The organism is Shewanella sp. 10N.286.52.E4 (assembly GCF_041468785.1).
Lineage (GTDB): Bacteria > Pseudomonadota > Gammaproteobacteria > Enterobacterales > Shewanellaceae > Shewanella > Shewanella electrodiphila.
Window position 1 is genome coordinate 161,022 of record NZ_JBFRJJ010000010.1, and the last position, 12,231, is coordinate 173,252.

Below are 12,231 nucleotides of genomic sequence, written 5' to 3' on the forward strand. Positions count from 1 at the left end.
TCCTTGATTAAACCGAATCCGTTGATTCAGTTAAATAGTACCTGTCTATGACCAAAAACAACTTGATTCAAGTCAAAGTTTACAACACCGTTTATTTGAGATAGGTAGCTTTACTCTGAATTGCTAATATAAATACTTAAATAGCGCCGACAATAATTGATCCTGCCGCACTTTTAGCATTTTATGAATTCTTAAACATAAAAATTTACCATCAATACTTGCCTGATAAATCTAAATATGAGTTTATGGTGTTTCTAACACATTAAGCCAATGAGTTAGCTAACTGGAGTACAAAGTGCAGACACCTCAGCTACAACACTTTTATATCAATGAAGAACAATCTGTCTATTTATTAAAAGCTGAAGATGCACGTAAACATCGCGCTTGGATAAGACTATGTAACCAACAGCTGAGTAAGCTAGGATATGCGGATATCGAGTTTATTGGTAAAGGCGCCTATGGCTTCGTGTTTGCTGGTACCAATGATATTGGTGAATCCCACGTGTTTAAATTTTCACGTATTACCCTCCCCCGAAGCGTTCAAGACCGACTGGAAGAAGAAGCGTTTATGCTCAGCCAGTTAGTTCACCCAAACGTTCCTAATGCCATCAAGTTTGAACGTGTTGGCAAGCAAGGGATCATGGTAATGGAGCGTGCTCAAGGGGAGGATTTAGATAAAATTTGCCACCGATTAGGCGTACTGCCTGTAGCGATGATTATCAGTATTGCCCGCCAATTAGCTAACTTACTTTATTATCTGCGCACCGGTAAATGTCTTGTCCATGGCGATATAAAACCCTCTAACTTAGTTTATGATATTAAAAACGATCATTTGTCGTTAATCGACTGGGGATCGGCAGTGTTCGCTCAGCGAGATGAACACAACAAAGCGGTTGAAGATAATGTCATGTCGTTAATGTCCAGCGATCAACACCATACCAATGCCAGAATGGGCGATGTCTATTTTATTGGCTCCGAGCAGCTAAATGGTGCGCTCTCAAGCCCACGCTTTGACGAGCAAGGTGTAGCCGCAACCTTATACGCGTTAGCCTCAGGACAAATTAGCCGTTTCGGCAGTAAAGTGATACCAGCGAGCAGCTTAGGCCTGCCTATTGAGCTGGCCCGAACATTAGATGGCATGCTAAGTGATGATGTTGAAAGGCAAAACCTTGCTGGAGATTATTTCCTTAAGAGCATGCGCCACAATCATCGAATGCACCTACCAGATTTGCAAACCCAGCCGCTGCATGAAGACATACCGCTGTGGGTATTACCCAAACAGAAACAAGTTGAAACCGTGAGTTATAGCTCTCGAAAATCATTTTTAAAAGAACATAACACCCAAGATCCTATTGCTAAAATGGACGACGTACAGCTGGAAAAGTACTATCGAAACTTTTTAGCTGGCATGGGAGACACTGAAAAAGGCTTCGTAGCTGCAGTGGGTAAACTGGCGCAATATCCAATTGTTGGCGGTCTTGCTATTCACTGGCGTAAAAGCGGCGTGTACATTGATTCAAATCTTGCCATATACGACCCTGATACCAAAGATGTGCTCATAAAAGCAGTCAATAATATGGTCACTTTAGCCCGTGGAATAAAACGGATCGGGGTATTTAAGGCCTGTTTTTTTAATGCAAAAGACACCTTACATCTTGAGAGGGACACGCCTTCTGAGCCATATAAGATGATCAATGATGCCCAACTTAGTTTTGAAGTGGGTGATGTCCCCGCATCTGAAGGACGTTCGAGATTACACTCCTACTTTGAAGACGGTAAAGATCCTGAAGAAAACCTTGAATTGCCCACTGAGATCATGACCGAGCTTGGCTGGATTAACCAAATTCATCACACTGGTTGTATTATTTTTGAAGCGCTACCTAATCACCTTAAAGTGCACAGTTATTTACGTTTACTCAATCCTCGTAAACAAGCTGCATTTAGGGCTTCATTAGATCGAATTCTCCATCATGCTAGCAAAATACAAGGTCATGGTGTGTCAGGTTTTATGAAGCTGCCCTATAAAAACACCCGACAGTTTTCGCATATCGATCAAAAAAGCGATCATTTTTACCCTAAAAACCCTAAGCAAGCGCAAAGCTAACCCGCTTTGAACAGCGCCTCACACAAAAAAGCCTCATTTCGTAATGAGGCTTTTTACTATCGCATCAGTGAAACCCTTTAAATAGGTGAACCAGGCGGCATTTTTAGTGGCTTAGTAATAAAGCGATATTCTTTCGACTCTATCCCTTGAGCCAAGCCTTGTAACAGCCAATCAAAATGCGCAGCTTGATAGTTGCTCGCACGGTTACTGCGGCGTTTGAGCTGTTTCTCAACATAATGCAGCCTTGCAAGTAATTGAGCTTTTACTTCCGGCGAAGTTTTCTCATTATGATAACTGGCTAACAATTCATCCATAACCACTGTATTGACTCGCATTTGCACCGCCAATAACTGACCGCGCTGCAGATCTTGATAAACCGTTTTCGCCAATAGTTTATCCACTAAACTCACTACAGATAACTGCTCTGAATCATCCATATAGCCTTGATTTACTCTATTTAGTCGTTCAGGTGCTAGTAACCTATTAGCAATTTGGCGGCTCAGTACTTCTGCCATGCCTATAGGATCTGTTAATACACCAATACCAGAATCAAAGCTTTCTCGCGTTTTTCGATAGTTACCCGCTTTCGGCACTAGCATTTCTGTCACTTCTTGTGGAACTGATAAACTCTGCGCCGAAATCACCTCTAACAGTGAAGATAAAGCGGCATGCTGCAACTTTGGTGAAAGGTAATGCCAGCGTTCAGCTGAACCTTGCTGCTGGTAACTGTAATCACTACCACCAATCCATTTAGCCGCGGCATCTATCTGGTAACGCGTCAGTAGATAGATGGGCACAAATGCATCACTCAGCTCACCTAATGGCTGTTCTTGCAGTAAAGCTTGAGCATTAAATTGCTCAATGGCGGTGCGACGAACTTGCTCTAATCGGGTTAACTCAGCCGCAGCCGAAGCTCCAGTGTCCCATAAACTTGCATAAGCGTGACTGGCTGAAGGTGAACGAGAATCAGCTTCGCCAATATAGCGTAGGCCTTGAGTTCTCGCTTGTCTGACCAACTCTTCCATGTTCGCTTCATTGCCGTAACCATAGGCAATAGTGAACTTATCCCATGCGCCTATACCCTCAGCATATGGCGCTGAGATATCAATTTTATCACCGTTAAGTGTGGCATTAGGGTGTGGATAATCCATCACAGATGCATTGTCATTGGTCGATGCAGCAAAGTTATGGTCAAGGCCAATTGTGTGGCCAATTTCATGGGCCGACAGCTGACGAATACGGGCTAGTGCTAATGCCATAGATGCATCACTTGCCGCTTCTCTGTCTTCCCAGCCAGCTGTTAAACCACGCGCAATTAAGTGATCTTGTTTAACCCGCAAACTGCCTAGAGTCACATGGCCTTTAATGATTTCACCGGTGCGAGGATCTTTGATTGATGCGCCATATGACCAACCGCGCGTCGCTCTATGTACCCACTGGATCATGTTATAGCGAATATCTTGTGGGTCAGCATCTTCAGGCAACATTTCGACTTTAAAGCCATCAATAAAACCTGCTTCAGTAAAGGCTTCTTCCCACCAGCGAGCACCATCTACCAGTGCAGTGCGAATAGGCTCTGGCACACCAGGGTCGAGATAATAGGTAATAGGCTTGATGACTTCACTGGGCGCTATACCTGGAGTGACTTTTTCTAAACGATGTCTGAGTAAATAACGCTTACTGAGCGGAGAATCTATTGCAGCAGAGTAATCATAATATTCACCTGACAAATACCCACTCATAGGTTGATATTCGCGAGGTTGATAACCTTCCTCTGGTAGCGCCACAAATGAATAGCGCATTCTTACCGAAACAAACTTGCCATCAGGGGTTACTTGCCTGACTTGCTCGCCTTCTTTGTTGCTAGTGAAGGTTAATAAAACGTCCACATCGGCATTCTTTTCAAAGGACTTTATCCCCTCTTCCATAATGACCGAACGCGAGGTATCTAAACTGTAATGACCTTGCTTAGTATCAGCAAAACGCTGCCCGACGCCGTGAAGATCATTAAGGACTAAATCATTCACCGACACTAATGGCGTTTTGCCATCTAAGACTTTGCCGCGCCATAACACTGATTCAGCAAAAGCTTCTTTAACCGCTAATTGCTCAGCAGGATTGTCACTACTGGCACGATAAAAAGTGTTTAATTGCTTTAATAATATGAAAGGACCTTGGCGCTCAAACTGCACCATTCTAGTTTCACCTAATTGGCCACGATCTAGCCCAATATCATTAGAGCCAACGCCGTGGGGCAAGCTAGTTATCATCAAAAAGGGTTGATTTAACTTTTGGGCCTCTAAAAATAGCTCACCTGATTTATTTTGGTAATAGAAATTAATAAACCCAGAAGCTTTCTCACTTTGCTTAATCACGGTTTGCGCAGGTGTCGCCGCATACGTCATGATGGGAATGGCGGTTAATGCCAATGAAAGTGCGATGCTGTGGCGGATCATTAAACTATCTCCAAATCGAATAAACAGGGTCTACAAATAAACAACTCAAACTTTAAGCAAGGTAATACAAACAACTATGCTAAGCCAGATTTAAATCTGGCTTAGCACTTATCACTTATGGCTATTCTTATAATCTATCCAATGCTCAAGCGAATCAAATAACTCATTCAAGACGATAGGTTTGGTAATATGGGCATTCATACCCGCTTTTAAGCTCTTTTCTCTATCGCCTGACATTGCATGAGCAGTCATGGCAATAATGGGCATTTGTTCACTGGTATAACGTTTACGCAGTTCCTGAGCGGCTGTGAGACCATCCATCACTGGCATTTGAATATCCATCAATACCGCATCAAATGGCTTACTATCAATTATATCTAGCGCGATTTGACCATTATCGGCCACCACTACTTCATAGCCAGCACTTTTCAATAACTCTGTGGCGACTTGCTGATTAATAAAGTTATCTTCAACCAACAGTACTAAACCGGCTTCTTTAGTTTGCTCAGGATCTTCTTCGACTACTGGCGCCACATTGAGTTTAGGTTCAGCGGCAAATGCACCGATGATTTCGTCAAATAATGCCGAGGCTTTAAATGGCTTTTGTAACACGGCAAACACACGGCTTTCATCAAATTCAGCTTCTAATGGCTCGGCTGAATAAGCCGTCATTAAGATGATGACGGGACGTTTTTTAAGGCGACCATCTGCCACCATCTCATCGATAATATCAATAACATCAGCGCCGCCCATTTCAGGCATCATCCAATCTAGCAGCAGCAAATCCACTGAGCTATGGGTTAGCACATCAATGGCTTCAGCGCCGCTTTGTGCTGTTTTAACATCAAAGCTAAAGTCATCCATAACGGTTGAGTATATTTGTAATGCACTTGGGTTATCATCAACCACTAAGGTGGTTAAGTTATTCAACTGCTCAGGCACCACTAACGGCGCAACCACATTCTCTTCGGCTATTTCAAAGCTAATATTGAAACTAAAGGTGCTGCCTTGATTTGGCTCTGATGACACTTCCATCGTACCGCCCATCAGCGACACTAAGTGCTTACTGATCGATAAGCCTAAGCCTGTACCACCGTATTTACGAGTTGTAGAGCCGTCGGCTTGTGAGAAGGCATCAAACAACTTAGCTTGTTGCTCTTTGCTAATACCAATCCCGGTATCACGTACCCAGAATTTAAGGTTGATACGGTGATCGCGCTCACCGACATCTTCACAGCCCAGTTCAATTTCGCCATTTTGGGTAAACTTGACTGCGTTAGATAATAAGTTAACCAATACTTGGCCTAAACGCAGCGGATCGCCACTAAGAATTAAGCCTGCGGTCACTGGGGCATACAGTAATAACTCTACCCCTTTCTCTTGTGCTTTTTGAGCGTTCATATCAATGACGTGGTCAAGCACCTTATCAAGCGGGAATGACACTCGCTCTAACTCTAGTTTACCCGCTTCAATCTTGGAGAAATCCAAAATGTCATTGATGATCCGCAGTAAAGACTGAGCCGAGAAACCTGCCTTGTTAAGGTAATCTTGCTGCTGCGGTGTTAGCTGAGTACGCTGCGCTAGCTGCAACATACCGATAATCGCGTTCATTGGGGTGCGGATTTCATGACTCATATTAGCCAGGAATTCACTCTTATACATATTGGCAAGTTCAGCGTCTTGCTTCGCTTCAAGCAAGGCCACCTCATTACTTTTTTGACGAGTAATATCTTTGTGGGTACCCAACATACGTTTTGATTGACCGTCATCGGCAAACTCTACCGCACGACCACGTGATAATACCCAATGGTACTCACCGGATTTCGCTCGCATCCGATACTCAATCTCGTAGGTGCCTTCAGGTTTTTTGGCATAGCCACTGCGGTATTCTTCAACACGCATGCGATCATCTGGATGAATTAACGCATCCGTTGATGAAATAAGCGCAGGGAATTCATTTGGCTTATAACCCAGCATTGAATAGAAAGCAGGGTTACAAATCAGCTGCTCTGAATCTAAATACCAATCCCATAAGCCATCTTCTACCGCATCCATCGCAAGATGATAACGCTCTTCAGATAAGCGTAACTGCTCAGCGGACTCATACTCACGGGTCACATCACGCCAAACCGAAATAAGCCCTAATAGCTCGCCACGACGATTGTAGAAAGGTAACTTTAAGGTATCGAGTAATACTGTCTTGCCGCCGATATCGACTTTTTCTTGATAACGCAGCAACGAGCGATCACTTAAGACTTTCTGATCTTCTTCACGAATACGTGCGCCTTGATCATGAGTTGCATCAAGTGATAGTTGGCCTACTAGTTCATTTTCTTTACAGCCAAGCATGTATTCAGCTGACTTATTACAGCCTAAATACTTACCCTCTTTATCTTTATAAACAATCGCCTCGGGAATTGAGTCAATCAAAGAACGCAGTAATGCAAATTCACGTTCTCGACGCTCTGTGGTATCACGCAGTCGTTGAGTACGCCGCGCAACGAGATTATCAAGGCGCTTATTCTGCTCAGCTAAGTGGCGGGTATATTGTTTGTTTTCTTCAAAAATGCGGCTGACCAGTAAAAACCACGGCTCCCAACCTTCGGTAATTTTCTTTGGCGCAGCAATCGGCTCACGGGAACACTCTTCTAAATGGGTCAGCAGGCGAGATGCTGGATTAACGAATGAGCGACGAGTCTGCCAATGCACTATCGTCACCAACACTGATAACGCTAAAACAACTAATAAAAACGTCAGCTTTAACTTATCCCACGCATCTTGGAATAACACATCTTCATCTTGTAAATACAATAAACGCCAAGGTGGATTTTGCAATGCAACTGAATGGATGTAATAACCATTACGTAATATGCCATCGTGGGCATCGAATAGCTCAGACTCAGGTAGCGAGTGTAACTCTGACGGGATCCGCTGACTAATGTGATAAACACGGTTCATATCATTGGCGTCGAAGTCACTGTGAGAAAGGATATTGTTGTATTGATCCAGCAATATCACCGTGCCCGGCATTTTAAAATACATGCGCATTTGCTTAGCAAGCGATGCCAGTGTCATATCTAGGTTGATTGAACCGATAAAATCATCTTCAAGATAAACCGGTAACCCTAATGTAGTTAACAGTCCTTGATCGGCTAAATCAACATACGCTTCGCGCCAGAATACGCTGCGCTGTGGGTTCATTGCGGGCGTTGCAAGTTGGAATTGTTTCTTGTTTAACAGTTCTTCTCTAAATCGGGTCTCATTGGTCGACCACGGAAATGAAGACATTATCCGTTGTTTAGAGATGTAGTAAATTGATGATGCTTTTGGCGCTGCTTCTTTAGCAACAGGGAAAGACAATGACAGTTCAAACAGCATTTCTAATTCTTGATAGAAGGTATCACTGCGGCCATCTAATGAGCCCATACCAGTGATCCGCCCCATATTGGTAAAAGGTTCACCGCTAATGGCATAGCTAGGTTCTAAGGTGAAGAACTGGCCATCTTCATTGAACTTTTCATACTGAGGCAAACGATCTTTACGCACTAATTCGCCCAGGCGTAAGTTATCAACCGCCACATTACGTAAACTTTTAACCGCGCGAATACTGGACTCAAGCAGTAAATCAATTTGCAGTACATGACGTAAGACTTGCTCTTCACGCTCTTTAATTAATTGCGTTTTTTGACGTTCAAATAGCATCCAAGCCGATAATAGCGCCATAACAATAACGCCAATATAGGTATAAAAAACAGCTCGATTGTACTTTCGTTGAATAAGCGATTTTAGATGTAAATCTGGCTCGGTCGATTTCATTGAAATCCCTATGGTTTACTCAATAGCGTCGATGTTCAAAAGAAAAAGGAGAGGCGCTACATAGTTTAATTCTGGTTTATTTATGCATATTATCAGGAAGCTATTCTTAAGCACATGAATAACCTAGATCAATCGTTAGAAAACATGTCATTTTAATCAGTTTATAAATAGCTTCTAAAACATAGCAAATTATCACTATAGAATCATGGTGATTTTACCTTTAATACCAAGAAATCTGATTCCTTATTTTGTGATAGATAAAAGCTTCAATTTCTCTGCCCTTATCCCAATTACTCACTGCAGAATTAATATTCGCTAGCGTTAAGTGAAAACTGAAAATTAAAAAGTTGCCTCAAAACAATAACAACGACTAAAAACAAAAAAACCGACAATGCCAACGCATCACCGGTTTATCATTTACGGCTAATTTCTCATTAACTAGAAGCGGAACTTATAACCAAACTCAATGGCATTATCACGTTCACCATACCACTCATAATCACTGCCTAAATGGCTGGATTTAAGGAGTTCAGACTTAATTTTATACTTGCCATAGAATGCATGAGCACGAGCATTTGGCAGACGGTATTCCGCGCTAAATTCATGCTCCCATACCGTGCCTTTGTTGTTATCAAATACGTTGTCATCCAGTTTGTCTTTGTAAATCGCATCATAAACAAATCTAAAGTCATTCCACGTATACGTTAACCACAGGTCATAACGCATTTCTTTACCCACAGCATCATCATAAACACCGCTACTTAGGCTCAAACGATCTAAATCCTCTGAGTAGCGGGCACGGAATTTCATTTGAAAATCTTTGGTTATGCGGTAGCCATAAAAAGCGCCAAGACGAAGCTTTTTAGCGTTTTCTTTGATTTGGTAATCCAATAATGGACCAACTTCGTGTTCATTCTTATCGCCCCAACGATGACGATAACCCGTTTTAACAGTAAATTCATATTGATCAGGTGCATAACCTGTTTCAAGCTCAGTTTTACTGCGGTCATATTGCCATACTTGTTCAAAGCCGAAGTTAAAACCGTTATCCATTCTGTGGCTAAACTCGAGTTTAGGACGATCTGTACGGCCATCTAATACTTTATGTTCCCACTTCATTGTAATGGTGCTGTTCGCTAGTGCTGAACCACTCACCATACTTAATAAGCCCAAGGCTAAAATTGATTTTTTCATCTTAAAATATCTTCCTGTAGGTAGTTAAATACCCGGCATGTGCATCGCACATGCCTTATCAATATCGAATAAATTACAATTCAAGGCGTAATTAGTTGTGAGTGTTACCAGTAAATACATTGGTACTTTCAGCTGGTAAACGAGCGAAAATAGCAGCATCACGCACACCTTCGCCCACATCATTAACCGCTTCTAGGGTGTAATCAGTGAAGGTGTTGTTGCTCACAGTGACAGCACAAGTATTTTCGTTGTCAGCGTCTTTAATGACACCGCTACTTGAATCCCCGATTTTAACTGCGGCCGTTTCTTTATTACCATCACCAATGATGCTGAAGGTGTTGCCATCAATCAGCGATCCCATGCGACCCTTACTAGAACTACACGTCAGTTTCACCATGTCGTTTTGTAAGTTACGGCTTTGAGTAAGGAACTCACTACCCGTTAGGTTGATGAAACCGTATGAACGGATCCAAGCGCCTTTGTTTTCGATTTGATCTTGTTCAGTGATATTTGAAGCGTCGAATGAAAGGTTATCCAAGATGATTGGCATACCATCCTCACCGACTTTTTGAATATTAATGACTGCTTCTTTGGCATCATCGGTCGCGCCACATTTAGCTATGGCGTCATTATTAAACGTGATGTTTGTGATTTGTGCACCCGCCGCACCATCAACCACATCAATACAAGCACTACCAGAAATAGCCGCGCCAGTTTGACCTGTTAACGTGATGGCTCTATCGATGGTAATCACACCTGTTGAATATTCAAAGCTTGCGCCTAAAGTAATGGTGCTACCCGCTGTTGCAGCTTGAATTGCCACATTAACTTCATCAACATTTTCAGGGTAAGTCGGCTCAGGATCTGTGCCGCCACCTGTTACCGTGTTATTGGTTTCAGTCGTATCACCAAAGACATCGTAAAGTGCTGTGCCAATATCGTTGTTTTCGCTGATTAACGCATTGAATTTATCAAAGGTATTGTCAGTGAACTCAGCGCCACAGTTTTTATCTTCTTGGCCTAAGTTACTTGGCACACCAATGGTTGCAGCGATTGTCATACCTGAAGTGTTATCAGCGCCCAAACCAAAAGTGCTACCTGAAATGATTGAACCACGTGGGTCACTGTTTGAGCCACCACGAGAAGCAGAGCTTCCGCAGTTTAGATATACAATATTTTGCGCATCGGCTGATTTATTGACAAATTCAGAGTCAGAAATATCGACTAAACCACGAGAGTAAACCCAAGCATCACTCTCACCCGTTGATTCTTCGAACCCGCTACCGTCAAAGGTTAAGTTTTCAAGCGCAACTGCTGTTTTATCTTTACCCACTTTACCGATGTTAATAATAGAAGTTGAGGTGCTTTCACCCGAACCACAGTCATTCATCACGATATTTTCAAAGCCGATGTTAGAAATCTTTGCTTGATTACCGTTACGTAAAATTTCAGCTGCTTCTGTTGGAATATCGATACAAACTGCGCCAGAGAAAATAGCTTGCTCTGTCTCAGTCACAACGCCTTCTGAATCAGTTGATTGTAAGGTAATAGCTTGATTGATAATTAAGGTTCCGGCATCAGCAAAGTTACCAGCAACATCTAAACTAATCACAGTGCCTGAACTTGCCGCATCAATTGCTGCATGTAACTCAGCAACCGTTGTCACCACATCAGGCGCTTCTGGTGGAACACCTGGGTCGGTATCACCATCAGTTAAGGTATTGTCAGATTCAGTGGTATCACCAAATACATCATAAAGTGCAGTTGATTGATCGCTAGTCTCGCTGATTAAAAAGCCAAATTTTTCGAATGTATTGCCTGTAAAGGTCGCAGCACAATTCTTATTTTCTTGACCTAAGTTGCTAGGCACACCGATTGTGGCCGCTTTAGTCGCATCATTTGCATTGATTTCAGCCAGTGCAAAGATATTGCCAGCCATGATAGAGCCAAGATCATTGGCGTAACTACCGCCTCGAGATGCTGAACTACCACAGTTCAGGTAAATCATACTTTGTGCATCTGTCGATTTATTGGTAAATACACTGTCTGAAATATTCACTAAACCACGAGAATAAACCCAAGCAGCACTATCACTGGTAGACTCTTCGAAGCCAGTGCCATCAAAAGACAGGTTATCTAAAATAACCGCTGTTTTATCTTTACCGACTTTACCGATATTAATAATTGAATTAGAGGTGCTTTCACCTAAGCCACAGCTATCCATGACGATGTTTTCAAACGCCAAGTTTGAAATACGCGCTTGCTCACCACCACGAAGAATTTCTGCAGCTTCAGTAGGAATATCAATACAAACCGCGCCAGATAAAATCGCCTGCTCATTTTCTACAGGATCATCAATTGCGCCATCGGCATCAGAGGTAATTAGGGTAATGGCTTTATTAATAACAATAGTGCCAACATTTTCAAAGCTACCATCGATATTCAAGCCGATAACAGTACCCGCTTCTGCGGTATCAATTGCTGACAATAACTCAGCTGAACTTGAAGCAACCACATCGGCTACATCAGGTGTTTCAACGGGTGGTTGCCCTGGATCTGTTCCACCATCCCCTGGAGGTTCATCATAAAAGTCACAACCTGCTACTAAACTTGTCGATAAAGCAATGGCCACTAAAGCCGATATTTTTTTAATTCTCATTT

Annotated in this window: 5 protein-coding genes; 1 reads left to right on the forward strand and 4 read right to left on the reverse strand. The window is 42.6% G+C overall.

Translation table 11 applies throughout. The features are described from left to right. Window positions 1–295 precede the first annotated feature (295 nt). Complete coding sequence (locus AB4153_RS05805; RefSeq protein ID WP_102526606.1) at window positions 296–2,104, forward strand: protein kinase domain-containing protein; 1,809 nt, start codon at window positions 296–298, stop codon at window positions 2,102–2,104. 77 nt (window positions 2,105–2,181) lie between these two features. Here AB4153_RS05805 and AB4153_RS05810 read toward each other — a convergent pair whose 3' ends face one another. The 4 genes from AB4153_RS05810 to AB4153_RS05825 form a co-directional block, all read right to left on the reverse strand. Then, window positions 2,182–4,560 carry a zinc-dependent metalloprotease gene (locus AB4153_RS05810; RefSeq protein ID WP_371996669.1) on the reverse strand — a complete coding sequence of 793 codons (2,379 nt, stop codon included), beginning with the start codon at window positions 4,558–4,560 and terminating at the stop codon, window positions 2,182–2,184. A 111-nt stretch (window positions 4,561–4,671) separates the two neighbouring features. Continuing rightward, the gene (locus tag AB4153_RS05815) at window positions 4,672–8,376 is read right to left on the reverse strand and encodes a response regulator (RefSeq protein WP_102526608.1); all 3,705 of its coding nucleotides are present in this window, start codon (window positions 8,374–8,376) and stop codon (window positions 4,672–4,674) included. Between the two features lie 438 nt (window positions 8,377–8,814). Next, the gene (locus tag AB4153_RS05820) at window positions 8,815–9,570 is read right to left on the reverse strand and encodes an oligogalacturonate-specific porin KdgM family protein (protein ID WP_229368485.1); all 756 of its coding nucleotides are present in this window, start codon (window positions 9,568–9,570) and stop codon (window positions 8,815–8,817) included. Window positions 9,571–9,661: 91 nt separating this feature from the next. Next, a complete protein-coding gene (locus tag AB4153_RS05825) occupies window positions 9,662–12,229 on the reverse strand; it encodes a hypothetical protein (protein WP_303514762.1) in 2,568 nt (855 codons plus the stop codon). Window positions 12,230–12,231: the final 2 nt, after the last annotated feature.

Excerpts from the sequence above, each read along its gene's own strand:
- AB4153_RS05810 (WP_371996669.1), bottom strand. The coding sequence starts at position 4,560 with ATGATCCGCCACAGCATCGCACTTTCATTGGCATTAACCGCCATTCCC.
- AB4153_RS05815 (WP_102526608.1), bottom strand. The coding sequence starts at position 8,376 with ATGAAATCGACCGAGCCAGATTTACATCTAAAATCGCTTATTCAACGA.
- AB4153_RS05820 (WP_229368485.1), bottom strand. The coding sequence starts at position 9,570 with ATGAAAAAATCAATTTTAGCCTTGGGCTTATTAAGTATGGTGAGTGGT.
- AB4153_RS05825 (WP_303514762.1), bottom strand. The coding sequence starts at position 12,229 with ATGAGAATTAAAAAAATATCGGCTTTAGTGGCCATTGCTTTATCGACA.